Raw genomic sequence first — 24,653 nt, 5'->3', positions numbered from 1 at the left:
GACGCACGCCTCAGGACTGGTGGAAGACCTTCGAGAAGAAGTTCTCCATGCGGGACTTCTCGGGCTCCAGGGTGTTGGCGGGCGAGGCCACGCTCGTGCCCAGTCCAGCGGCCGGACGCAGACCCGACGCGATGCCCGGCTTGATGTGGTGACGCAGGTCCACCGCCACGTCCGTCTTCAGGTGCGTGCCCACGCCCGCCGCGGCATTCACATCCGCCGACTGCTTGAAGAAGCCATTCTCCAACCCAATCTTGCCACCCGCCTGCGCCGCCGCGCCCGCCACCACGCCGCCCGTGACGGAGCCGTGCAGCCGGCCCAGGTGCCCGCCCGCCGTGCCGTACGCACCCGCCGTGGCCGCCGCGCCCACCTGACCGGAGAGCATCGCCGTGGCCGTCCTCGGGTCCAGGCTCGCCACGCCCTCGGCGTACGCCGTCGCCGACGCCTTCGCCTCACCCTTCACGTAGCCACCCACGTGCCGGTTGAAGTCGTGGTTCGCACTCGCCGTCACCCCCACGCCCGTCTCCGCCTTGCCCGTCAGCGCCGCCGTGTACGCGTGGTTGTGCCGGTCGTACGACAGCCCCGCCTGCCCCTGCGCCTTGAAGCTGTTCGCCTCACCCGTGATCTGACCGCTCGTCACGCCGAACCGGCCCGCGTGCGTCTTCTGCAGCTCGAACGCCGCGTTGGGCCCGTTCACCTCGGCCTGCGCCGAGTAGTGGTGCACGCCCGGAGCGTCGTACCGCGTGGTCGAGGCCTGCACCGAGCCCGTGCCACCACTCAGCGAACCCCCACCGAAGGTGTCCTTCTGGAACGTCTTGCCAGGCCGGTCCACGAGCATGTTCGGCTGGGCGCCCGCCGGAGCCGTGAGCTTGTTGTCGCCGCCGCTCACCATGATGTCCGAGGCCTGGCCCGTGGTCTTCTCGAAGGGGCTGTACGACGGCTGGCCCTCCACCATGCCCGGGTGCTTCAGCGGCCTGGGCTCCACCGCGGGCTGCGCACCCGGCGTCGGCTTCGTCGCCACGGGCTTCGTCACCTGCGAGGACGGCGCCGAGGACGGCAGCGTGTTCGCCCGCCCCAAGGGCTTCGGCTGGGACACCTTCGGGGTGGACGAGGACGGCAGCGTGTTGGAGCGGGTCAGCTTCTTACCGATGCGGGGGGACATGGGAGGCTCCTTCGAAGTGCGGCGGATGGGTCGTTCCTGCGATGCCCCTCCCCACTGCACCCCACATGCCATGCCCGTGTCGCCCCAAGCGGACGCACTGCCCTCCTGATTTCAATCAGTTGGCGAGCACCCTCTCCCGGGTCTCCCCGCGTCGCCTGATGACGGCAGTCATCAGCCCCCTGACAGCCGTCATCGTCCTGCCCGTCGACGTGAGCCCTCGGGCTACTCGGCGCAGTCCCTGTCGTAGTTCAGCTCCCGCTTCTCGATGACCTTGTCCTCCTCGACCAGCTTCTGCCCGTCCCACTTCACGACGGTGCGCGTGGTGTCGCTCGGCAGGAAGTTGCACGCGGCCCCCGCCGCGTAGGTGCAACGCCGGGTCACCACGAAGGCCGTCTTGCGGGAGGGCTCCAGCGTCGTGTCGCAGCCCTCCATCCCCATGCCCGTCGGGGAGTGCTCGTCCTCCATGCTCACCTTGCCCAGGTACTTGCCCGCCGCGTCGCGCGCCACCACGTCCAGCCACAGCACCACCCGCCCATCCCCCAACGACACCGGCGGCTTCAGCCGGGAGACGACGCGCGTCAGCGTCACGCCGCTCAGCCCCACCTTCAACATCGCCGGCTCCTGGACCACGCGCTCGCCCCCCGCCTCCTTCCACTTCGGACACGCGGACACCGCCTGCGTCACCGGCCGCTCGTAGATGAACGGGTGATACGCCTTCAACAAGCGGCGCTGCACCGCGGACTCGTCACTCCGACAGAACCCCAGCAACACGACCTCGAAACCCGGGTTGAGCCCTGGCACCGAGCCGCTCGACACCGTCTTCGGAAAACCCTCCGCCAACACGAGCGCCTTCGCGACCAGCTCCCGCTCCGACTCCCACTTCGCCACGGACGCCTTCGCGGCCTCAGCGTCCTTGCCGCCTCCCCAGATGACCGCCACGTACTCCCCACCCTGCCCCTCCGGCGCTGGCGTGGATGCGACAACGGAAGTCGCGGAGAGCAGCACGAACGGGACGACGTATCGCATGGAGTTCCCCCGTCACACGAGGGCCATCCCCTCGCTCACGCCCGAGCCTACTCCACGGCACTGGAAACACGCTGACACAAAGAGTCCGTCAGACTTCACAAGTGCCAGAGTCACTGTGGCCCGAATCAATCGCCATCAAAGCCTGACCGGGACGACGAACGAACGCGCCCGGGAGACGTGTGCCATCCGGCACGCGGAAGTCGAGAGGAGACACCGTGATGAGTCATCGAACGATTCGGAGCATTTTTGTCGCCAGCGCTCTGGCACTGGCCGGCTGCGACGGAGTGGATGCGAAGGAGGAGAAGGCGGACGCAAGTCTGTCGGCGCAGGAGCAGGGGCTGACGTGCACCAGCCTCATCCCCGTGATGTCGGGGAACAACATCCCGTGGGGCATCGCATCTGCCTCCAGCATGTATGACCCCAGCTATCAGCCATGGCTCGGGTTCGACAACGCGGCGAGCTTCTGGCTATCGACCCAGGGACAGACACCCGCGTGGCTGGCCTATGAGTTTCCGAGCACCTCCCAGTCGGTGCAGCGATATGCCGTCACCTACGGCAACGGCACCATCACCACCCGCGCCCCGAAGAACTGGACGCTGGAGGGTTGGACCGGCAGCGCCTGGACGGTGATGGACACCCGCGCCAACCAGACGGGCTGGGCCGGCCACGAGCGCCGCGAGTTCGCCGTCAGCTCCCCCGGCGCGTACAAGAAGTATCGAATCAGCGTGACGGATGACAATGACAGCCGCGCGGGCAACGTCGTGGTCTCCATCTCACGTCTGGAGCTCTACAATTGTCAGCCCTACCCCATGACGTCCTCGCTGTGGACCCGGACCACCGGAGGCACGGGGGGATTCAGTCGCATCCATGACCTCGCGGGAGACCCGGCGGGGCGCACCTACGCCACGGGGATGACCTCGGTGGGCCTGTCGGGCCAGCCCGCGGTGGGCCAGATGGATGCCTTCCTCTCGGCGCGGGACTGGAATGGCAACCTGCTGTTCCACAAGCAGATCGGCGCAGCGGGCAACATCGCCCTGGGCTACGGCGTGGCGCGCAACCGCAGCTTCGAGGAGCTCTACGTCGCGGGCTGGACCTCGGGATCACTGGACGGCAACCCGTCCATTCCAGGGTCGAGCGCGTTCCTGATGCGCTATCGCTACACGGGCGTCCATGGTTGGACGCGCCAGATTGGCGTCGCGAATGCACAGACGGAGGGCTACGGCGTGGCGGTGGATGCCAATGACAATGCCTTCCTGGTGGGCCTGACGAACGGTGGCCTGGATGGGAACACGCGCATCGGCAGCCATGACGCCTTCGTGGTGAAGTACGGCCCCGACGGCACCAGGCTGTGGACGCGACAGCTGGGCGTTGCCGGCAAGACGACCCATGGTCGCCGTGCCGCCGCGGATGACCTCGGCAATGTCTACGTGTCCGGCTGGACGGACGGCAACCTGGATGGAAACACCCTCACGGGCCCCCAGGATGCCTTCATCACCAAGTACGACGCCGACGGCGTGAAGCAGTGGACCCGGCTTGCGGGTGCGCCCGGAACGGCGGCCTACCTGTACGCGTCGCAGGTCGATGCGACGGGCAACGTGTATCTCGCGGGCTACTCGGGTGGCGGCATGGATGGCGTGCCCAACGTCACCCCGCAGATCGACGTGTTCGTGGCCCGCTTCAGCCCCTCGGGCGTGAAGCAGTGGGTGTGGGAGCTCGACTCGGGCTCCGGCTCCTTCGCGATGGGGCTCTACGTCGACGCGAGCGGCATCTACGCGACGGGCGGCGGCGTGGCGGACATCACGAAGGTGACGGACACCAGCGGAGGCATGGTCCACAACTACGTGGCGAAGCTGGACCACACCGGCAACCTGCAGTGGGTCATCCAGCAGGAGACCGCGGCCATCAACGGCGTGGCCAAGGACGTGCGCAGCATGGGTGTCGTCGTGGACGGGACAGGCAACCTCTACGTCGGCGGCTACGTGGACGGTCACTACCAGGGCAACACCATCCTGGGGACCCCAGACACGTTCCTGTCCAAGATCGCCAAGCCGCTCTGAGCCACCCATCCGGGCGTGACACGAAGCGCGTGTGTCAGGCCCACCCAGGCTCTGCCTGAAGAGCCGACGCCCGCGGCGGACACCACCGCGGGCGTCGGAGTGCCGATTGAATCGGGATGCTTCCTGGCGGTCGTACCGAGACAGCCATGAGGCATCAGCGTGTCTTGGAATAGTCCTCGAGGAGCTGGCGCACCCTGGCGGCCTCGGGGTGGGCGGGATAGCGCTTCACGAACGTCCGGTAACGCTCGCGGGCGCCATCCATCCGGTTGAGACGTGCCTGCATGGCGCCGGAGAGGAGCAGACAGCTCGCCTGCTCCGGCACGTTGGAGAGACAGTCCTCGGCGAGCAGGAAGGCATCGTGGGTCTTCCCCGCGCGCGACAGCCGCTGGGCCTCGGCGTACAGCCGGGCCGCCTCGTCGTCGGGAGTCGAGGACGCGGCGGGGCTCGGGCTCCTGGGCCGTCGCGCATCCGCCGAGCTCACCCGCACCTCGACCTCACCTTCGTTGTCCGAGACATCGTCGTCGAGCAGACCGCAGCGCAGCCCCTGGATGCCTCGGACCTTCACCTCGCGCGTCCCCGACAGGAAGAAGCGCACGGGCTGCATCCGGATGGGCTCGCCGTACCGGTCCAGCTTCGGCAGGGCGTTGCCCGGGGACCACTCGACGCAGGCGGCGTGGTTCGCGGGCCCCAGCGCGCGGCCCCTCGGGAAGACGCCCTCGCCCACGGGAGCCAGGGACACGGTGTACGTCTGCCGGGCGTCCAGCCCCCGGAGCAGGAAGCCCTGGGCGGTGGACACCCGCATGGGCTCCGGATGGAAGATGAAGCGCCGCTCGGAGCGCTCGCGGGGATCGCGCAGGGACACGTTCTGCGGGCTGAGGTCGTCCTTGATGGGCTCCCCGAGCGTGAACAGGGCGACGGACCGGATGCCCTTGAGCGCCAGCGGACGCCGCGGAACGACGCCCTGACGCTGGGCGACGGGGACGGCATCTCCGGCGAGCAGATAGAAGATGGGCTGCTCGGCATACACAGCCGGCTCCAGGACCGCGCGCGGCGGGCTCCGGGCCGAGAAGCCCGGCTCCCAGAGGGAGTACGTGGCGGACGGGGACAGGTGGAAGAAGGCCACCATCTCCCCCGGCACGCGGAAGACATGTCGACGGGAGTCCAGGCGGATGGAGGTCGCGTCGGGATGGTCGGCGACGGACTCGGCCTCCGCCACGGGGACACCCTGGACCTCGGAGGTCGAGTCCGATGTCCCCAGCGCGCTGCCGCTCCCGGCCAGGACCTCCGGGCCTCCTTCCCCCAAGGGCTCCAGGGGCCCCGGCGGCGGGGGCGGCGCGGGTGGAGGCCCGTCATCGAGCACCCAGGGCAGGAGGGCCAGCGAGAGCATCGCCACCAATCCTCCGGCGGCGAGGAGCCCCCAGCGCCAGGACCGGCTCGGCGGCTCCTGGGGAGCGGACGGAGGCGGCTCGGGGTTGGCCTGGCCTCTCCCGGGCAGCGGCGTCGTGGGCACGACGTCCTGGAGAACGCGGGTCGACTTCGTGGGCGCGCGCGTCGGAGCGTGCTCGGTGCCTCGCCACGCGCTCAGCTCCTCGACGAACGAGGCCGGCACCGCGAGGTCCCTTCCCTGCTGCAGCAGGTCCTCGCGGAACAGCTCGCGGACCAGGTACGCCAGGTTGGACATCCCGAAGCGGGGCGCGAAGGAATGGAGGAATCCGGCCAGCGCGTCACCGAAGGCGTTCGCCGACTCGTAGCGGAACCGGGTGTCCACGGACAGCGCCCGCATGACAATCTCATTCAGCGCGTTCGGCAGCTCCTTGCGCACCTCTCGCGGCGAGGGGAACTCGCCGTGCGCCAGCTTCGACATGACCAGGGCCTCCGAGCCGGAGACCGGAGCCTGACCGCAGAGCATCTCGTACAGCACCAGGCCCGTGGCCCAGACATCCGTGCGCGCATCCACCTCCTGGCCCCGGGCCTGCTCGGGTGAGAAGTAGAGGTACTTCCCCCGGACGATGCCCGGCTCGGTGTGGAAGCTGCGCAGCATGCGCGCCTTGGCGATGCCGAAGTCGACGATCTTGACCTGTCCCTCGTAGCTGATGAGGACATTGTCGGGGGAGATGTCGCGGTGGACGATGTGCAGGGGCACGCCCTGGTCGTCCGTGCGCGAGTGCGCGTAGTGCAGCCCGCGGCACATCTCCATCGCGATGTACGTGGCCAGCGGGATGGGCATCGACGCCAGGCCCGTCTTCGCCGCGCGTCTCAACACGCGGTGCAGCGGCTGGCCATCCACCAGCTCCATGGCCAGGAAGTACTGGCCATCCATCCGACCGAAGTCGAAGACCTGCGCGATGTTCCCGTGGGACAGCGTGGCGGAGATGCGCGCCTCGCTGATGAACATCGCGATGAAGGCCTCGTCGTTCGCGTGCTCCGGGAGCACCTTCTTGATGAGGACGGGCTTGGTGACTCCGGCGGCGCCCACCAGCCGCGCGCGCCACGTCTCCGCCATGCCTCCCCTGCCGAGTTGGGCGAGGAGCTCATAACGTCCGAGGCTCTGCTGCGGCTCCTGGGTCATCGGGCAACCCGTCCTGGACGCTCGAGGCGCATCGAAGTGGCACTTCGCGGGCCACACGATGTCTGTTTGCGGGGCGTCTGGGTAGGGGGATGGCGGCAATCCCAGGTGTGGCACCCACGCCCACCCGCACGACAGCCCCCCCCAACGGCACACATCGCGCCCGGCGCGGCGCAATGGCAGTCAATGGAGGGCGTCCGACCGCATCACACCGGCGCCCGCCCAGGATGGCGGGCACCGGCGGAACCACGCGTCGCTCGAGCCCTCACGGGAGCGCCCGAGCGGCGCGGCGAATCACTCCGAGTAGGAGTAGTTGTAGACGAGCTGCCAGTTGCGGTTGTAGCGGCGGGTCACGGTGAACCAGCCGCTGTGGCAGCTGCCCGTGTTGCTGGCGGAGTAGCCGTAGACGAAGCCGTTGTTCACGCGCGCCACGAGCTCAGGGGAGCCAGGGTTCTCGCAGGGCTGGGTGACGCGGACGGACTGGTACGCGGCCTCGGCATTGACCTGCTCCTGGCCCTCGAAGTCATAGATGGAGTGGACCCGGACGGCGGTGAAGCCACCCAGCTGGGCACCCTGCGTCGCGGTGGGCTGCGCGAGGAACGCGTTGAGGCTGGCCAGGGCCGCGGCCTCGTTGGTGATGGAGCCGACGACGCGGTGCACGGCGCCGTTCGAGTCGGACAGCGCGGCGCGGATGGAGGCGATGCCGGCGGAGCCCTGGTAGACGGACGTGTCGCCCCACGTGAAGCTCAGGGCGGAGCCGGCCGTGTACCCACTCAGCGCGCAGCTGCCGTTGGCGGCCGCGGGCGCCACCAGGATGACCTTGCGCAGGCGGTGCTCGGGGTTCAGGAGGGCAACACACTCGTTGCCCGCGACGCCGTCATAGTTGCCGGCGGGCAGCACGGCCTCGACGATGTTGTAGACGCGGAAGTTGGGGTCCGTGGCCTCCTGCTCCTGGGTGGCCTGGACGGGCTCGGGCGTCGGCTCCGCCTCGGGACCGAGGCAACCAACGATGAAGGACGACGCAAGGACGAGGGAAGACAGCCGAAGGGAAGTGCGCATGGGCGCGCTTCCTATCATGCGGGGGGCGATTGATCCCGCATATTCATGATTTGTTGCAAGGACGATACATGCGGAAAGGGCTGCTCTCACTGGACCTCCGCTCTCTACGGGCTACGCAGATCCAGGACTTTTTTTCATGTGCCTGTGAAAACAAAACGACCCCGCCAGCAAAGGCAGGGCCATCTTGCTCCCAATCACATCACTCTCGCGCTGAGCGTGAAGGCAATCCGCTCAGGGCAACCTGAAGACTCGCAGGTTCTCCTCGCCCTTGCGCACATAGACGAGGGCGTCGTGCGTGGCCTGGTAGAAGAAGCGGTTCTTGACCAGGTCATGCCAGCCGCCGAAGGCGCCCGCCTCCCACTGGGGGGCCTCGCGCAGGGTGCGGGCCTCGGCGTCGACCTCGTAGGTGCGGTATTCGAAGGAGCCGTCCCCGTCGCGGTCATACCGGAACGCGGCGATGTAGCGATTGAGCGGCGGCACGTGGGTGAAGATCATGCCCTCGAAGTATTCGGGATAGCAGCGCGCCCGCACGAGGTCGCTCCGCAGTGGAATGTCGTTCCACTTCGTCGTGTCCAGGTCGTAGGTGATCAACCGCGGCATCTGCACGTGCGGCTCCTCGTGTCCCGGCGCGGGGAAGCTCACGAGGACGCGGCCCACGCGGGCCATCTGCGCGAAGTGCCAGGCGGGAGGCGTGACGACCTCCCACTTCCAGGACGTGTCCTCTTGGCCGAAGGACCACCACTGCGAATAGTTGTAGTTCTCCGTGGGGCCGAACATGTAGCGCCCGCGCACCTCGTCCCAGAACGTCCAGCCGGCGGCGCCGCCGTAGCCCTTCGAGCCGTCATACGAGGCCCCCGGCGTGTTGAACGGATTGTGGCGCGTCCAGGTGCGAGTCTTCAGGCTGTAGCGCCACATGCGCCGGACGCCGGTGGCCACCTCGTCGAGGTCCGGGTTGTAGACGAGCCCGTTGTACGTGTGGCGCGCGGTGGGGTTGCGCGTCGACGCGGCGGGGCGGTCCGGGTCGAAGAACTCGTCCGAATGGACGTCGCTGTCCGGATGCGCCTTGGCGTACGCCTCCGCGGGGGGATAGCCGCTGTAGGTGTTGCCCCAGGGGACGTTCGTCCAGTTCGCGGAGTTGTCCGGCAGCTGCTCGATGCTCCAGCGCATCCGCGCCATGTCGAAGCGATAGAGGCCGTTGTTGGAGCTGTCGGCGTGGCCACCGCCGAAGGCCCACCACCGCGCCCTCGGCGCATCCAGCGCGATGCCGGAGTACGCGTTGATGACACCGGCGATGCCCTGCGAGCCCAGGTCGCTGAAGCCCGGGAGCGCGGCCTTGACCTCCGCGTCGAGCGTGGTGAGCGGCGTCCCCGCGACTTCAATCCAGCGTCCCTTGGGCACCAGCGCCCAGGAGGCCTCGTTCACCAGACCCGTCGAGTCACGCCCCGGCGTCCACACGTCCCCCGAGATGGAGCCCGTCTCCGGCCCGCTTCCCCAGGTGAACGGAGGCAGCGGGCCGGGTCCACCATCCGGCGTGGACGCGCCACCGTCGGAGCCGGACGAACCCGCGTCGGGGTTGCCTCCCGCGTCGGAGCCCGTGCCGCCATCAGCGCTCGTGCCCGCGTCGGGCTTGGGGTTCCCGTCGACCGGGTCATCGGAGGAGCAGGCCGTGAGCACACTCGCGACACCGAGCGCGAGGCAGAGACCCCAAGGTGACGAACGTCGGCCCGGCCGGACGGCTCGCATGCTCCACTCCTCGACAAGATGACTGTGCGCACACGCGTCGTGTGTTCGCGTCCCCAAGGCAAGTGACATGCCATGGGGCGCTCGCACAGAGTCACCTGGGAGCAGGTGCCGCCGTCACTGTTGCATCCGCGTGGATTCAGGGGGGGCCACCCCACATCATGTGGCCCACCTGCCCCACACCGCGCGGCGAGCGACTGTCGCTCGCGCGGCCTGGCTCGGTGCTCAGCGCTTCGTTCGAGCCTTGCCCGTGCCGCGAGGCTTGCTCGCGGACGCGGCCTTCTTGCCCTTCTTCGCGGCGGCCTTCGTCGGAGCCCGCGCCGTCTTGGACTTCGCGGGCACGGCCTTGGACTTCGCCGGCTTCGACCTGGGCGCGGTGACCTTGACCTTCGCGGGCTTCGACTTGGGCGTCGTGGACTTGGCCGCTTTCGCCTTGGGCGCCTTCTTCGCGGCCACGGGCTTCTTCGCGGACTTCTTCGTGGCCGCGGGCCTGGTGGCCGTCTTCCGTGTGCTCGGGGCGGAGGACTCGCGCTTCGGCTTCGCACGCGGGGAGCGCTTCTTCGCGGGGGCCTCTCCCACGACCTCCGCGTCCATCACGTCCGCCGGACGGACCCGCGAAGCAGGCGGCGTCACCGGACGGGAGACCGCTTCCGGAGCGGTCGTCACCACGGGCTCCGCGGTCAACACCACCCCTGGCGTCGCACGAGCCGACGGCTCCACGTGCGTCGTCACGTCGCGCGACTCCCGGGCCGCCGGCGGCTTCGCGGGAGGCTCGGCGGGAACGGAGGGCTGCCAGTTCTCGGGCGAGAACGCGGCATCGGTCTCCTCGCGAGGCTTCGGCGGCTCGAACTTCGGCGGCGGCCGGTGGTGGAAGCGCGCGTCCTTCGAGGCGGGCTTCCCGCCGTGACCGTGCTTCTGCGGCGCGTGCGGACGCCCGCCCTTGGCACCATGGGTACCGCCGCCACGCTGCCCCTGCGCGGCCAGGGCGCGGAGCCGGTCGAATCCGGGATGCGGCGAGCCACCCGTCGCCTCGGGAGCGGAGGGGGCCTCCAACGTCTTCACGGCGGAGGACTCCTGCTCCACGGACTGCGCACCTCGCACCTCGGCACCCTGCTGCTCGGGGCGCACGAAGACCCGACGCTTCTCACCGTGGCCCTCCCGCTCGGGACGACCTTCGCGGGGCTTGTTCGCCGACTCGTCGCGCCAGGGCTGCTTGAACTTCTCCTCGCCCCGCGCGGGCTCCTCGCGGCGCCCTTCCCGCACGAACCGGCCGCGGGGACTCGAGGGCTCCTCGCGCGCGGCCCAGCCTCGGGCGGAGCCCTGTTTCTTCTCCTCGCGCTCCCAGCGTCCCGGCCGCTCGGCCCGGTGCTTGCCATGCGCGACCTGCTCGCGGCGCTCGGGACGACGGTGCGAGAACGCTCCGCCCTCACGGCGCGCCAGCGGCGCCTCGCCGTCGAACTGGAGCGCCTCGAAGTCGATCTTCCGCGCCGTCGGGTTCGCCGACAGCAACCGCACGCGCAGCTTCTGGCCCACGCGGACGCGGCGCCCGTTCGGGTACACCAGCGCGTGCGTCTGCTTGTCCAGCTTCGAGCCCGGCCCCAGCGTCTCCGCCTTCACCAGGCCTTCGACGTGCACCTCGTCCAGCTCGACGAAGAAGCCGAAGTCGGTGATGGCCGCGATGGTGGCCGCGAACTCCTCGCCGACGCGGTCCTTCATCATCAGGGCCGCGTAGAACGAGACCACCTCGCGCTCCACCTGCATGGCCGCGCGCTCGCGATCCGAGCACTGCATCGCCATGTCCTCGAGCTTCTCCTCCTCGCGCTCGAGCATGGCCTGCGACGGCTTGCGGCCTGCCCTCGCCCAGTGGGCCTTGAGCAGCCGGTGCACCAGCAGGTCCGGGTAGCGACGGATGGGCGAGGTGAAGTGCAGGTAGTGCTCGGCCGCGAGCCCGTAGTGCCCCACCTTCGAGGCCGTGTACACGGCCTGCATCATCGAGCGCAGCAGCAGCTGGTTCAGCGCCCGCTGCTCCGGGTGGCCCGCCAGCTGGCTGATGAACGCGTCCAGCTCCTTCGACGACACCCCGTCCTCGAAGCGCAGCTTGAAGCCATACGCCTGCGCCAGCGCCGCGAAGGCCGCCAGCTTCTCCTCGTCCGGCTCGCCGTGGAACCGGTACACCGTGGGCAGGCCCTCGTCCTGGAAGAAGCGCGCCACCGCCTCGTTCGCGGCGAGCATGCACTCCTCGATGAGCCGGTGGCTGTCCTTGCGCTCGCGCTTGTCCATGCGCTCGGGCAGGCCGTCCTTGCCCACGACGACCTTGTGCTCGGGCAGGTCGAAGTCGATGGCGCCGCGCTCCTTGCGCATCTTCATCAGCGCCCGCGCCAGCGACATCATCCGCTCGAAGTGCGGCTTGAAGGCGTTGCGGTGCGGCACGTCCTTGCCATCGAGGACGTCCTGCACCTCGTTGTACGTGCACCGCGCCTGGCTGCGCATCACCGCCGGGTACAGCGTGGACGAGCGCCGCTGGCCCTGGGTGTCGAACGTCATGTCCGCCACCATGCACAGCCGGTCCTCGTCCGGGCGCAGCGAGCAGATGCCGTTGCTCAGCCGCTCCGGGAGCATCGGCAGCACCCGGTCCGGCAGGTACACGGACGTCGCGCGCCGGAGCGCCTCCGCGTCCAGCGCGCTGCGCTCGCGCACGTAGTGCGTCACGTCCGCGATGGCCACCACCAGCCGCCAACCTCCCGGCTGCTCCTCCACGTACACCGCGTCGTCGAAGTCGCGCGCGTCCTCGCCGTCGATGGTGACCAGCGCCATCGCGCGCAGGTCGCGGCGCTGCTCGCCGCGCGCCTCGTCCTCGGACACCGTGACGGCATAGCGGTCCGCCTCGTCCATGACCTCCGGCGGGAACTCGTCCGAGAAGCCCTGCGAGTAGGCGATGCCGATCACCTCGGAGCTCGGCGTGCCGGGCTTGCCGAGCGAGCCGGCCACCTCGCCGATCAGCCCGCGACCCGGGTCCAACAGGTTCGCGCCCACGCCCAGGCGCACCTTCACCAGGTCGCCCTCCTGGGCCATCTGGGTGAACGGCACGCGGATGGGCCCCGGCAGGCTCGTGTCCGTCGGCAGCACCAGCGCGTGGCGCCCGTGCGCGGTGTAGACGCCCACCGCCAGCTCGCGGCGTCGGTCCACCACCTGCACCAGCCGCCCCTCGTAACGTCCGGGCCGCCCCGCCACCTCCACCACCACCCGGTCATTGTCGAGCGCGCGCTGCGCCTCGCCCGGCGGCAGGAAGATGTTCTCGCCCTCGCCCGACACCGGGTGCACGAAGCCGAAGCCGTTCTGATGCACGTGGAGGATGCCCTCCACCGTGTCGAGCACCTCGCCGAAGCGGCGCTCCCTCCGGCCTCGCTGACCGGAGCGCTCACGCCAGTCGTCGCGCCCGCCACCGCCATGGCGTCCGGCGTCGCGGGCGCCACGTGACGGGGCACCACGGTCCTGGAAACGGCCGCCCTCCTGTCCGCGCGCTCCATGCCCCTGGAAGCGGGCGCGGGAGTCGTTCGAGTGGGCCTTGCCGAAGCGGGGCGCCTCCGGACGCGCCTGCTCAGGGTGCGCGGGGGCAGGACGTACGGCCTCGTCACGAGGGGGGCTGGGGCGCAGGAAGCGCTTGCCCTCCTTGACGATGGCGCCTTGACGGACCAGCTCGCGCAGGGCGCGCTTGAGCTCGGTCTGCTGGCCAGGATGCAGGCCCGCGAGTCGCAGGAGCTCCTTGATGCCCAGCGGGTGGTCTGCGTCGGAGAGAATCTGCTGGAGAAGGTCGGGAGGAATGCTCACGGTGGGGTCGCGGCTCGGCCGCTACGGGAACGGGTAAGCCCGAAGCGGCCGGGCGGGAACCCCCCGGCGACCGACTGCTTCCCGGAGTCCTCCTCCGGGAAGCGACGTTCAGGGCTTGACCGTGACGTTGATCTTGAAGGAGCGGTCCACCAGGCCCGGCGCGAGCGCCTTGGCCAGGAAGAACTCCACCTCGGATGTCCCCGGGTTGCGGGGGGTGAAGAAGAACTCTCGGGTGGCCGGTCCCCCATTGAGGCCCGGCTCGAAGTTGGCCTCGCGCAGACCCACGCGCTTGGCGGCGGTGGGCTCGATGGCCCAGGTGAAGCCCGGCTGCTCGGGCAGGCGCACGGTGAGGCCGTGGTTGAGCTTCACGTCCACGCTCGTGGGCACCTCGCCCTCGATGTGGACCAGCTCCATCTCGTCGCGAGAGACCGCGCGCGCCTCGGACGGACGGGGCTCCACGTTCTCCGCGCCGATGCGGCCGCCCCAACCGGACGTCTTGTCCACCACGCCCATGACCTGCAGCGTGTGGCCCACGAACTTGCGCAGCCCCTTCACCGCGGCCTTGCCCTCGATGAGGAACGAGACCTGCTGACGGGTGCCGCCGTTGGACACGACGAGCACGAACTCCTCGCCCGTCATCTCGAGGTTGCCGCGCACCGCCGCGAAGCCCTTGATGCCCGCGCCCATGCCGGCCGCCGTCACCATGGAGACCTCGCCGGGCGACAGGTAGCGCAGCCGGGGCTCGGTGTCCGCCGGGGGCGCCTCCACCACCTCGGCCTCCGGCTTCTTGGCGGAGTACTTGCGCACGTCCACCACGCCGCCGTGGTTGGTCGTCTTGCGGATCAACCCGCTGACGGAGACCTTGTGGTTCACGTACGCCGGCAGGACCTCCTGGTCCGGCCCCTGGAGCAGGAAGGTGAGCTCTCGCTTGTCGCGTCCCACCACCACCAGGTTGGGCATCTCGTTGAGGACGACCAGGCGGCCCTTGAGGCTGCCCTCGCCCGTCACGCCGCGGCCCTCACCGGCGGTGAGCAGCTGCTCCATCTCGCGCTTGGTGAGCGGCTCGCCCGGAGGCGGCAGCTTGGTGGCGCGGGGACGGGGCTTCTCCACGGCGGGGATGACGGGCGCGGAGGCCTTGGAGCCCGCCTTGCCGCCAGCGGCCTTGCCAGCGGGCGCCTTCGCCGCGGGGGCGGCCGGAGCCTTGGCCGTGGCGGACTTGGCGGCGGGAGCGGGCTTGGCGGCGGACTTCTTGGTCGCGGCGGCCTTCTCGGTCTTGTCGACCTTCTCCGCCTTCTCGGCGGCCTTGCCCTTCTCGGGGGCGACCTCCGCGGCCACCTTCTTCGCCGCGGACTTCGCGCCCTTGGCCACCGTCTCCGCGACGGCCTTGACCGCCTTCGTCGTCGAGGTGGCGACGCGCTTGGACGCGTTCTTGATCAGATCCAGCCGGGCGGATTTATCCTTCTTCGCGGCGGGCTTCGCGCCAGTCTTTCCAGCGGGAGTCGCCTTCTTGGCCCCGGACTTGGGCTTGGCCATCGACGCTGTCTCCTTGAGAGTTCCCGTGTACTTTCAACGGGTTGCCAAGCCACCCCCAGGAGGACTGGCAGGCTTCGCGATGATTGGAGCTTGTAACGATGATCAGCAGGGCTGTCAAACTAACACTTGATTTTCTCTCGGACTTTGGGTGCGAACAGCCCTGGAGAACACGCGCATGAACGACGCCGCGACACTGCTGCCGGAGGACGAGGCCCGGGCCCGGGTGCTGGCCCTGGTCCCCCCCCTGGCCACGGAGTGGGTGTCCCTGGACGAGGGCCTGGGCCGGACGCTGGCGGAGGACGTGATGGCCCAGCGCACCCTGCCCCCCTGGGACAACTCGGCCATGGACGGCTACGCGGTGCGCGCCTCCGACCTCACGGGGCCCTTGCCGGTGAGACTGCCCGTGTTGGAGACGGTCTACGCGGGCGCCACGCCCCGGCACGAGGTCCGCCCGGGCACCTGCGTGCGGATCATGACCGGCGCCCCCCTGCCCGACGGCGCGGACGCGGTGGTGATGCGCGAGCGCGCCCGCCCCGTCCCCAACGGCGGCGCGGATCAGGTGGACATCCTGGAGGCGGTGGAGTCCGGCCAGTTCGTGCGGCCGCGGGGCGAGGACGCCCACGAGGGGGCGCTGCTGCTGGCCCGGGGCACGCCCCTGGGCATCCCCGAGCTGGGGCTGTTGTGGGGCCAGGGCCAGCTGTCCATCCCCGTCCCCCGCGCGCCCCGGGTGGCCATCCTCTCCACCGGGGACGAGCTGTGCCGGGCCGACGAGCCCCCCAAGGGCCGCATCGTCGACACCAACGCCCCGTCCCTGGCGCTGGCGGTGCGCCGCGCGGGCGGACTGCCGTCCCTGCTGGGCATCGCGCAGGACACGCGGGACTCGGTGAGCGAGTTCCTGTCGCGCGCCCACGGCTTCGACGTGGTGCTCACCAGCGCGGGCGTGTCCGTGGGCGAGCGGGACTACGTGAAGGAGGTCCTGGCGGCCCTGGGCGTGGAACAGCACCTGTGGCGCGTGGCCATCAAGCCCGGCAAGCCGCTGGTGGTGGGCAAGCGCGGCAGCACGCTGTTCTTCGGCCTGCCCGGCAACCCCACCTCGTCCCTGGTGACGTTCGAGCTGTTCGTCCGGCCGGCGCTGCGCCGCCTGCTGGGGCACTCGGACGTGGCCCCCATCCGGGTGTCCGGGCGGTTGGACGGCCGCCTGGCCAAGAGCCCGGGGCTGGCGCATTTCGTCCGGGTGACGGCCACCTGGCGGGAAGGAAGCTTGTGGGCACGGCCGTTGTCCACCCAGACGTCCGGAGCGCTGCGCTCCGCGGCCTCCGCGACGCACCTGCTGCACTTCCCCCGGGAGGCCAGCAGCTTGTCTCATGGGGACGGTGTGGAGTTGCTACCGGTCTCCTGGGGGGCTTGAGAAACCGAAGGCGTCCGTCACGCATCCTTTCCGCGATTCCAGGTGGGCTCCGTTGGTGAGTCCGCCTTGACTTGCGTTCCGTGGGGCACCAAACAGGGAGCCTCGCAGCCGGAGAACAGAACACCATGTCGGATACTCGCTCACCCCAGGTCCTTCCGACCCGAAAGCCCACCCAGCATCTGGAGCGCTTCTCGGAGGCGGACGTCCCCACGGGGCGTGGACCGCTGAGGACCATCGTCTTCCGGGACAAGCGCAACGGCCGCGAGCACGTGGCGCTCGTGGCGGGGAGTGTGTCGGGCGTGGAGGGGGTGCCGGTGCGCATCCACTCCGAGTGCCTGACGAGCGAGGTCTTCGGCAGCCTCAAGTGCGACTGCCGCGAGCAGCTGGACCGGGCGCTGGACTTCATCACCCAGCAGGGCCTGGGCGTGGTGCTCTACCTGCGGCAGGAGGGCCGGGGCATCGGCCTGGGGAACAAGATCAAGGCGTACGCGCTGCAGGCCAAGGGGCTGGACACGTACGAGGCGAACCGGCAGCTGGGCTTCGCGGACGACCTGCGCAGCTACGACATCGCCGCGGAGATGCTGCGCTCGCTGGACGTACGCTCGGTGGACCTCATCACCAACAACCCGCTGAAGATCGCCGGGATGGTGGAGGAAGGGATTCCGGTCCTGCGTCGAATCCCTTCCCGGACCGAGCACAATCCGCATAACGTCGACTACCTGAGGACGAAGCGCGAGCGTACGGGGCACCTGATTGAGCTCTTCGCCGAGGACGACGACACGGAAGCCAAGGCCGGCTGAGAAGACGCCCGCGCGGCGGCGCGACACCGCCGTGCGCAATCAGGCGCGCGTGCCGTTCGAGGTGCGCTTCTGGGGTGTGCGCGGTTCCATCCCCGCCCCGGGTCCGCAGACGAAGCGCTACGGGGGCAACACGCCGTGCGTGGAGGTGCGGTGCGGGGACGAGCTGCTGATCTTCGATCTGGGCTCCGGGGCGCGAGCGCTGGGTGACGCGCTGCTGGCGTCGGGCACGTCGCCGGTGCGCGGCAACATCTTCATCTCGCACTACCACTACGACCACCTGCAGGGGCTCCCCTTCTTCGCGCCCATCTTCATCCCGACGAGCGAGCTGACGGTGAACGGGCCCGCGCGCAACGGGCGCAGCACGCGCGAGCTGCTCAGCGGGCAGATGGTGCAGCCCTACTTCCCGGTGACGGCCGAGGGCACGTTCCGCGCGAAGCTGACGTATCGGGACCTGGCGCCCGGGGACACGCTGCGGGTGGGCCCCGCGAAGGTGCGGTGGCTGGAGCTGAACCACCCGGGCGGCAACCTGGGCTACCGCGTGGAGTGCGGCGACAGGTCCGTGGTGTACGCGACGGACGTGGAGCACGGCAGCGAGCTGGACGCGGCGATGTTCGAGTTCGCGCGCGGCGCGGACCTGTTCATCTACGACTCCATGTACACGGAGGACGAGTACCACGGCCGCAGTGGGCCGGCGCGCACGGGCTGGGGCCACTCGACGTGGCAGGCCGCCGTGGCCGCCGCGGACGCGGCCGAGGTCAAGACGCTGGTGCTCTTCCACCACGACCCGTCCCGCGACGACGTGGCCATGGACAAGCTGCTGCGTCAGGTGCGCAAGCACCGCCCGGAGGCCATCGCCGCCAAGGAGGCGATGGTCCTCTCGCTGTAGCTCAGGCGCCGCCGCGCTTGCGGGCCACCGCGCGCTTCACCGTCTCGCGCAATCCCACGAAGGGCAGGCGCTCCAGGGCGGTGGGCACGTCCACCCACTCGAAGGTGTCGTGCTCCGGGCCCAGGCGGACGTCCGCGTCCGGAGGGGCCTGGACGGCGAAGCCGTTCTCCCGCGCGAGCACGGGGGGCAGCGTCTCGCCGATGGCGAAGGCGTGCTGGTAGTGGAGGTCCTCGGGAGCAAGGCGCAGTCCGGTCTCCTCCTCGAGCTCGCGGGCGGCGGCCTGGGCGGGTGATTCACCGGGCTCCACGCGGCCCGTGAGGATCTGCCAGAAGCCTCCGCGCTCGGGGCGGCGGCGCACGAGCAGGACGCGGGCCTCGGGGCCATGTCCGCGCACCACGGCGACGCTGACGGTGGACATGGGCGGCGGCGCATCGACGCGCTCGCTGTCGAACACGGCGCAGAAGCTGCGAGCCAGGGCCTCTTCCACGTCGGGCACGGGGATGGCGTTGCCACGCTCGCGCTGCATGGACGTGACGCCGGCCTCGCGGATGCCGCACGGGACGATGAAGCGGAAGTGCTCCATCTTCGTGTTCACGTTGAGCGCGAAGCCGTGCGTGGTGAGCCAGCGGGAGATGTGGACGCCGATGGCGGCGATCTTCCGCGCGTCCGGGGCGCCCTCCTCGCCAATCCACACACCGGGCCACTTGGGGATGGGGCCGGCGGTGATGCCCCACTCGGACAGCACCTGCATGATGGAGCGCTCCACGTCGCGCACGTAGCGACGCACGTCACGGCGCGACTCGGGGAGCAGGAAGATGGGGTAGCCGACGATCTGCCCGGGGCCGTGGTAGGTGACGTCGCCGCCGCGGTTGGTCTCGAAGACCTGGACGCCCTCGGCGGAGAGGCTCGCGTCGGAGGCGGTGATGTTCTCGCGCTTCGCGCCTCGGCCGAGGGTCAGCACGGGCGGGTGCTCCAGGAGGAGCAGTGCGTCCGAGCAGAGCCCCTCGCGACGCGCGTCGCCGAACAGGCGCATGAGCTCGAGGCCGTCCTCGTACTCCACCCGGCCGAGCCGGTAGACGGTGATGGTGTTCACGACGTTCCCTTCTTGCGCCGCCCCTTGCGAGCAGGGGCTGGCTTCGTGACTTTGTCGAGGTCCCAGGTGCCTGGGGGGATGCGCTGGAGGAGCGCCCGGAGCTCATGGCCCGCGCGCGGGGAACGCGCGGCCTCCGCCACGAGCACGAAGAGGGCCTTCTCGGACACCGTCGTCGTGTGCTCGCGCGCGGCGAGGTGGGCCCGGGCCATGTCCCTGTATTCGGCGGAGGTGGGCGGACGCAGGGACACGAGGCGCTGAACGTGCTCCAGGATGCTCACTGTGACGGTGCCGCTCACGGCACGCGACAGGGCGTCCGTGGTGGGGACGTTGAGGCGGAGGCCATTTCCACGCAGCGCGAGCTTGCTCGACGTGGGTGACTTGCCCCGCGCGCTGAGCACCACCGTGGGCCTCGAGGCCCGACCCAGGAAGGCGCTGAGTGTGCGCTGCTGTTCCGTGGTCAGCTGGTCCACGTCCTCGATGAACAGCGGCGTGGAGGATGGAGCCGCCGTGAGCGCGTCGACCGTGGTGAGAGCGCCCTGCCCTTCTCGCTGGAGCATCTGGAGCAAGGTGCTCTTCCCACAGCCCTCCGCACCGATGAGCAGCACGCAGCGGACGCCCGTGCGGAGTGCATCGATGAGCGCACTCCGCGCCTCCGGCTGCCCGATGAAGTCCGGCGCGCTCGGAGTCGGCGTCTCGACGCGAGGACGGGCCGGGAGCGACACCGGGCTCACCGAGTCACCGAACAGGGATGATGAGGCCGTGAGGCAGGCCTTGCAGATGAACGCGCCCGCCGGCCCCGCGACGAGCTCACCAATCTCCGCGCGAGGTCGGCAACAGAACGAGCACCACGCGTCCAGCGTCACGTCCGCGCGGGTGGGGCCACGTTCGATGATGCGCGGCTTGCGTCGACGCTGGGGTGGCGTGTCCTCCACGTCGTGAGGCTCGCGCGCGACGTCATCCTCACCGCCTTCGAATTCGTCAGACAACTCGCGCAGCGGCGCTCCGAACGGACGGGTTCCCGTCACACCCAAGAGGTGGGGCTGGCTCGCCTCGGCGCTCACGAACTCGCCCTGGTCCCCCAGAAGCCAGGTCTCATCCTCGACCTCGGATGCGCCGCTCGCCCCCACCGCGCCCGACGTGTCATCGGCTCCGGACACGCCAACCACCGGGCCATCCCACGCATCGAGCAGCCCTGGACTCCAGGACGCATCGTCAGAGCCAGCGCCACCCATGAGTCGATCGCCACCGAAGCTTCGTGCTCGACTTCGCGCACCTGCGCTCCGGGCCATGAATCGGAAGTCTGGCGACGCTCGGGCTGTCACGCTCGAGGCCTCGCCGGAACTCGCACTGTCGTCAGCGTCCAGTTCCCAGTCCCGCGCCGGCACTCCGGCTGTCACGCCCGACGACTGGCCACGCGTCGAGCCAGAGCGCTCGCTGTCGGCCCCGACCCTGCTCCGGCCTCGCGGCGCGAGTCCTCCCTGCTCGGGAGATTCTCCTCCCCCATCGTCGGCTGATCGCGAGCAGGGCGAAGCTCCGGCTGTCACGCGCGACGTCACACCAGCGCCAATGCTGTCGTGCGGATCAGCGACCCACCCCTGTCGAGGCGGCCCGGCCCTTCCCAGAGACGCTCCTGTGCTTTCGTCCGTCGGAGCGAGCGCGTCATCTCGCGACGCCTCGGCCTCGTACGAGTCGCTCCCACGCGACAGCTGGGCCTCCAGGCGCTGCAGGTCTTCACTCACCTCTGCGTCCAACACCCACGCGGTGACTTCGGCAGGTGCTTGCGCGAGACCAGGCGCCTCCTCCTCGCGCAGCGCGGCTTCGATGAGGCGCTGCCTCAACGCCAGCTCCAATGACGAGACACCCTCCTCGCCTCCCATCATCAAGGGTGCTGGAGGGGCAGGCTCCTCAGCATCCATCGCCGACATCCGCTCGAGTCGCGCCACCTCGTCGGCGATGTCCGCGCGGCGCGCATCCAGTCGGCGCGCATGGCGCAGCAACTGGAGCGCCCGAGGTGCGTTCCCCGCGCGCTGGAAGAGGGTCGCGGCCTGGAACAACAGCTCCACCGCACGAGGCGCGTCACCGCTCAGCTCGGCGGACTGCGCGGCGCGGATCAGCTCGCGAGGGTTCTCGGCCATACCGACAGAGCCTAACCGTCTTGGAGGACCACCGCCCGACCTCCGTCGAGCGGGCGGTCCGTCCCCTGGCAACCCCACGGGACGCCCTACCGTGGACACGAGGCCCGGGAGCCTCCGCTCACCGGGCCCGCATCCAGGGACCTCAGGTCATCGCCAGGAACAGCATGTCCGGCTTCTCGAGGTACTTGATGACTTCGTACACGAAGTCCGCGGCCACCGAGCCGTCGATGACGCGGTGGTCGCACGACAGCGACAGGTTCATCATGTCGCGGACCACGACCTGGTCCTTCACCACGGCCGGGCGCTTCTTGAGCTTGTGCACGCCCATGATGCCCACCTCGGGGTGGTTGATGATGGGCGTGGCGAACAGGCCGCCCGTCTGCCCCAGCGAGGTGATGGTGAAGGTGCCGCCCGTCAGCTCCTCCATCTTCAGCTTGCGCTCACGCGCCGCCACACCCAGCCGCGACGTCTCGCGCGCCAGCTCGGCCAGCGTCAGCCGGTCCGCGTCCTTCACCACCGCCACCGTCAGGCCGTCCGGCGTCGCCACCGCCATGCCGATGTTGTACTCGCCGCGCACCACCAGCTCCTGCGCCGCCTCGTCGAAGTTGGCGTTCAGGTGCGGGAAGCGCTTCAGCGCGGCGATGGTCGCCTTGATGATGAACGGCAGGTAGTTGATCTTCGTGTTGTCGCCCACCGCCGCCAGCTGCGCGTTGAGCCGCGCACGCAGCGCCACCAGCTCCGTCGCGTCCACTTCCTCCACGAAGGCGAAGTGCGGCATCGTGAACTTCGAGCGCACCATCTTCTCGGCGATCTTCTTGCGCAGGCCTCGCAGCGGCACGCGCTCGTCCGAGCGACCCGCCGACACGGAGGGCGCCGCGGGGCGCGCCTGGGCCGGCGCCGCCACCACCACGTTCTTCTGCTCGCCACCACCCTCCAGCGCCGCCACCACGTCCGCCTTCGTCACCCGCCCCTGCGGACCACTGCCGGAGATGGTCGTCAGGTCCAGCCCGTGCTCACGCGCCATCCGACGCGTCACCGGCGTGGCCAGCACCTTCGTCGCCTGCGTCGACGCCGCGGCAGCCGCCTGGGCGGGCGCCGCCGCCGCCGAAGCCGCCGGAGCGGGAGCCCCGTGGCCCGCGGCCTGGACCGGCGCGGCGCCTTCGATCTCCATCGTCACCAGCGGGTGGTGCACCTTCGCGATGTCCCCTTCCTTGCCGTGCGTCTGGATGACGCGGCCGGCCTTCGGGCTGGGGACGGTGACGGTGGCCTTGTCCGTCATCACCTCGGCGAGCACCTGGTCTTCCTTGACGACGTCGCCGGCCTTGACGTGCCACTTGACCAGCTCGCCCTCCATCACGCCTTCACCGAGGTCGGGGAGCTTGAATTCGAAGGTTGCCATGGGGTGTCTTTCCGAGAGGAACGGGGGTTGCGTCAAGGCTCGAATCGGGCCCGCTCAGCCGAGTCGCTCCAGGCGCTCGCGCTCCATCAGGCCCTTCATGAAGAACTCGGCGGCGCGATAGCTGGAACGAACCAGCGGACCCGAGGCCACGTAGAGGAAACCGTAGGACTCGGCCAGCTTCTTGTACGACTCGAACTGCGCCGGAGTGACGAAGCGCTCCACGCGCAGGTGGTACTGCGAGGGCTGCAGGTACTGTCCCAGCGTGAGCACGTCCACGCCCACGCCGCGCAAATCCTTGAAGGTCTGCTCCAGTTCGGCGTCCGTCTCGCCCAGGCCCACCATGACCGACGTCTTGGTGTAGAGGCCCTCGGGACGGTTCTTCAGGTACTCGAGCACGCGCAGCGACTGGGCGTACTTCGCGCGCCGGTCTCTCACCGTCGGCGTCAGCCGCTCCACCGTCTCCACGTTGTGCGCGACGACGTGCGGCCGGGCCTCGGCCACCGTGGCCAGGTCCTTCTCCACGCCCTTGAAGTCGGGGATGAGCACCTCGACGATGGTGCGCGGGCTCTCGCGGCGCAGCTCGCGGATCGCGGAGGCGAAGTGGCTGGCGCCACCGTCGGGCCGGTCATCCCGGTTCACCGACGTGACGACGATGTACTCCAGGTCCATCTCCTTGACGGCCTGGGCCAGGTGGATGGGCTCCATCGGATCCAACGGCGGCGGAGCGCCCACCTTCACGTGGCAGAAGCGGCACGCGCGCGTGCAGACCTCGCCCATCAGCATCACCGTGGCCGTGCCACCACCCCAGCACTCGGCGATGTTCGGGCAGCGGGCCTCTTCGCACACGGTGGCCAGCTTCGTGCGCTTCACGATGGCCTTGACCCGCTCGTACCCCTCGCCGTGAGGCAGGCGGACCTTCAGCCAGTCCGGCTTGCGGGTCGTCTCTGTCACCTGGGGGAGAGGGAACCGGTCAGGAGTCGCCATGGGTCGCGGGCCTTCTATGGTTTGGGCGGAAGACGTTCAAGCGGGAAGCCTCTAACGCGAGGCGTTAGCACCCGCAGGGCCTTCGCGCACGTCGTCTCCCTACTAATGCCCGCGCCCCGGCCGGGCAGCCCCCTGTCGGCGAGCACCGGGGCCCCCGGATGCCCAGCCTGAAGCCCATGGCCGCCATCCACCTGGGCACCAGCGGGTACGTCTACAAGGACTGGAAGCAGCGCTTCTACCCCACCGGCCTGCCGGCCCGCCGCTGGCTCTCCTGGTATGCGCGCGTCTTCCCCACCGTGGAGCTCAACGCGACCTTCTACCGCCTGCCCACGCCCCAGGCCGTGGACCGCTGGCGGGACCAGGTCCCCAGCCGCTTCCGCTTCGCCTGCAAGGGCAGCCGCTTCCTCACCCACCTCAAGCGCCTCACCGACGTGGACGAGGGCCTGGAGCGCTTCTACGCCCCCGTCCTGCGCCTGGGCCGCAAGCTGGGCCCCATCCTCTGGCAGCTCCCGCCCCACATGACGCGGGCGGACCCGGAGAAGCTGGACCGCTTCCTCGCCCACCAGCCTCGGGGCATCCGCCAGGTCGTCGAGTTCCGTCACGCGGCCTGGTACCACCCGGAGGTGCTGGACGTCCTGGAGCGGCACCGCGCCGGGCTCTGCGAGCACGACCTGCTGCCCGAGCCGATTCCCCACCCCACCGGGGGCTTTCGCTACCTGCGCTTCCACGGCACCGAGGCCCGGTACGTGGGCCGCTACGGCAAGGCGGCCCTGCGCCCCGTGGCGCGCGACTTGAAGCGGTGGAGGGACGCGGGCCACACCGCCTGGGTCTACTTCAACAACGACTCGCGAGGGCACGCGCTGCTGGACGCGCTGGACCTGGCGGAGCTGCTGGACCTGGGCATCGGGAGGACGCCGGAAATGGAGAGGCCGCCCTCGAAGCTCGCGCTCCGGGACGGCCCCAGCGGGCACCCGTGAGGG

16 protein-coding genes are annotated in these 24,653 nt (G+C 69.9%); 5 read left to right on the top strand and 11 right to left on the bottom strand.

The features are described from left to right. Nucleotides 1-10: 10 nt before the first annotated feature. Together K8640_RS14935 and K8640_RS14930 are read right to left on the bottom strand one after the other, a co-directional pair. On the bottom strand, nt 11-1,159 hold the full coding sequence (locus K8640_RS14935; protein WP_223747644.1) for a hypothetical protein: 1,149 nt from the start codon (nt 1,157-1,159) through the stop codon (nt 11-13). 222 nt (nt 1,160-1,381) lie between these two features. Continuing rightward, entirely contained in the window at nt 1,382-2,185 is an 804-nt protein-coding gene (locus K8640_RS14930; protein ID WP_223747643.1) for a hypothetical protein, read from the bottom strand. 218 nt (nt 2,186-2,403) lie between these two features. Between K8640_RS14930 and K8640_RS14925 the strand changes: the two genes are divergently transcribed. Further along, the gene (locus tag K8640_RS14925) at nt 2,404-4,242 is read left to right on the top strand and encodes an SBBP repeat-containing protein (protein ID WP_223747642.1); all 1,839 of its coding nucleotides are present in this window, start codon (nt 2,404-2,406) and stop codon (nt 4,240-4,242) included. Between the two features lie 154 nt (nt 4,243-4,396). On the opposite strand, the gene K8640_RS14920 is transcribed toward K8640_RS14925, so the two are convergent. The 5 genes from K8640_RS14920 to K8640_RS14900 all read right to left on the bottom strand — a co-directional run bounded on the left by K8640_RS14920 (nt 4,397) and on the right by K8640_RS14900 (nt 14,968). Further along, the gene (locus tag K8640_RS14920) at nt 4,397-6,811 is read right to left on the bottom strand and encodes a serine/threonine-protein kinase (RefSeq protein ID WP_223747641.1); all 2,415 of its coding nucleotides are present in this window, start codon (nt 6,809-6,811) and stop codon (nt 4,397-4,399) included. A 291-nt stretch (nt 6,812-7,102) separates the two neighbouring features. Beyond that, on the bottom strand, nt 7,103-7,867 hold the full coding sequence (locus K8640_RS14915; protein WP_223747640.1) for a hypothetical protein: 765 nt from the start codon (nt 7,865-7,867) through the stop codon (nt 7,103-7,105). Nucleotides 7,868-8,098: 231 nt separating this feature from the next. Beyond that, entirely contained in the window at nt 8,099-9,541 is a 1,443-nt protein-coding gene (locus K8640_RS14910; RefSeq protein ID WP_223747639.1) for a hypothetical protein, read from the bottom strand. A gap of 291 nt (nt 9,542-9,832) precedes the next feature. Continuing rightward, on the bottom strand, nt 9,833-13,435 hold the full coding sequence (rnr, locus tag K8640_RS14905; RefSeq protein ID WP_223747638.1) for a ribonuclease R: 3,603 nt from the start codon (nt 13,433-13,435) through the stop codon (nt 9,833-9,835). Between the two features lie 108 nt (nt 13,436-13,543). Continuing rightward, complete coding sequence (locus tag K8640_RS14900) at nt 13,544-14,968, bottom strand: protease inhibitor I42 family protein (RefSeq protein ID WP_223747637.1); 1,425 nt, start codon at nt 14,966-14,968, stop codon at nt 13,544-13,546. Between the two features lie 175 nt (nt 14,969-15,143). Here K8640_RS14900 and glp point away from each other — a divergent pair, with 175 nt between their 5' ends. The 3 genes from glp (at nt 15,144) to K8640_RS14885 (ending at nt 18,062) form a co-directional block, all read left to right on the top strand. After that, nucleotides 15,144-16,376, top strand: a complete 1,233-nt coding sequence (glp, locus tag K8640_RS14895; protein ID WP_223747636.1) for a gephyrin-like molybdotransferase Glp — start codon at nt 15,144-15,146, stop codon at nt 16,374-16,376. Nucleotides 16,377-16,501: 125 nt separating this feature from the next. Continuing rightward, on the top strand, nt 16,502-17,176 hold the full coding sequence (ribA, locus tag K8640_RS14890; RefSeq protein WP_141325957.1) for a GTP cyclohydrolase II: 675 nt from the start codon (nt 16,502-16,504) through the stop codon (nt 17,174-17,176). Between the two features lie 49 nt (nt 17,177-17,225). Further along, nucleotides 17,226-18,062, top strand: a complete 837-nt coding sequence (locus K8640_RS14885) for an MBL fold metallo-hydrolase (protein ID WP_223747739.1) — start codon at nt 17,226-17,228, stop codon at nt 18,060-18,062. Nucleotide 18,063: 1 nt separating this feature from the next. Here K8640_RS14885 and lipB read toward each other — a convergent pair whose 3' ends face one another. The 4 genes from lipB to lipA form a co-directional block, all read right to left on the bottom strand. Then, nucleotides 18,064-19,155 (bottom strand): lipoyl(octanoyl) transferase LipB, encoded by a 1,092-nt coding sequence (gene lipB, locus K8640_RS14880; RefSeq protein ID WP_223747635.1) that lies wholly within the window; start codon nt 19,153-19,155, stop codon nt 18,064-18,066. Further along, nucleotides 19,152-20,312: a ClpX C4-type zinc finger protein gene (locus tag K8640_RS14875; protein WP_223747634.1), complete on the bottom strand. Its 1,161-nt coding sequence runs from the start codon at nt 20,310-20,312 to the stop codon at nt 19,152-19,154. Before K8640_RS14875 ends, lipB begins: the two co-directional genes overlap by 4 nt. Before the next feature lie 1,120 nt (nt 20,313-21,432). Continuing rightward, entirely contained in the window at nt 21,433-22,689 is a 1,257-nt protein-coding gene (locus K8640_RS14870; protein ID WP_223747633.1) for a dihydrolipoamide acetyltransferase family protein, read from the bottom strand. 54 nt (nt 22,690-22,743) lie between these two features. Beyond that, nucleotides 22,744-23,673 carry a lipoyl synthase gene (gene lipA / locus K8640_RS14865; RefSeq protein WP_223747632.1) on the bottom strand — a complete coding sequence of 310 codons (930 nt, stop codon included), beginning with the start codon at nt 23,671-23,673 and terminating at the stop codon, nt 22,744-22,746. Nucleotides 23,674-23,831: 158 nt separating this feature from the next. Here lipA and K8640_RS14860 point away from each other — a divergent pair, with 158 nt between their 5' ends. Beyond that, on the top strand, nt 23,832-24,650 hold the full coding sequence (locus K8640_RS14860; protein WP_223747631.1) for a DUF72 domain-containing protein: 819 nt from the start codon (nt 23,832-23,834) through the stop codon (nt 24,648-24,650). Nucleotides 24,651-24,653: the final 3 nt, after the last annotated feature.

Origin of the sequence: Myxococcus sp. XM-1-1-1, from assembly GCF_020037095.1 — a bacterium.
In the GTDB taxonomy this organism is placed as follows: Bacteria; Myxococcota; Myxococcia; order Myxococcales; family Myxococcaceae; genus Myxococcus; species Myxococcus fulvus.
The sequence above is the reverse complement of the archived record's forward strand: the minus strand, read 5'-3'. Positions and strand labels throughout refer to the sequence as shown.

Excerpts from the sequence above, each read along its gene's own strand:
- glp (WP_223747636.1), top strand. The coding sequence starts at position 15,144 with ATGAACGACGCCGCGACACTGCTGCCGGAGGACGAGGCCCGGGCCCGG.
- K8640_RS14915 (WP_223747640.1), bottom strand. The coding sequence starts at position 7,867 with ATGCGCACTTCCCTTCGGCTGTCTTCCCTCGTCCTTGCGTCGTCCTTC.
- lipA (WP_223747632.1), bottom strand. The coding sequence starts at position 23,673 with ATGGCGACTCCTGACCGGTTCCCTCTCCCCCAGGTGACAGAGACGACC.
- ribA (WP_141325957.1), top strand. The coding sequence starts at position 16,502 with ATGTCGGATACTCGCTCACCCCAGGTCCTTCCGACCCGAAAGCCCACC.
- K8640_RS14860 (WP_223747631.1), top strand. The coding sequence starts at position 23,832 with ATGCCCAGCCTGAAGCCCATGGCCGCCATCCACCTGGGCACCAGCGGG.
- K8640_RS14920 (WP_223747641.1), bottom strand. The coding sequence starts at position 6,811 with ATGACCCAGGAGCCGCAGCAGAGCCTCGGACGTTATGAGCTCCTCGCC.
- K8640_RS14935 (WP_223747644.1), bottom strand. The coding sequence starts at position 1,159 with ATGTCCCCCCGCATCGGTAAGAAGCTGACCCGCTCCAACACGCTGCCG.
- K8640_RS14900 (WP_223747637.1), bottom strand. The coding sequence starts at position 14,968 with ATGGCCAAGCCCAAGTCCGGGGCCAAGAAGGCGACTCCCGCTGGAAAG.
- K8640_RS14870 (WP_223747633.1), bottom strand. The coding sequence starts at position 22,689 with ATGGCAACCTTCGAATTCAAGCTCCCCGACCTCGGTGAAGGCGTGATG.
- K8640_RS14930 (WP_223747643.1), bottom strand. The coding sequence starts at position 2,185 with ATGCGATACGTCGTCCCGTTCGTGCTGCTCTCCGCGACTTCCGTTGTC.
- K8640_RS14925 (WP_223747642.1), top strand. The coding sequence starts at position 2,404 with ATGAGTCATCGAACGATTCGGAGCATTTTTGTCGCCAGCGCTCTGGCA.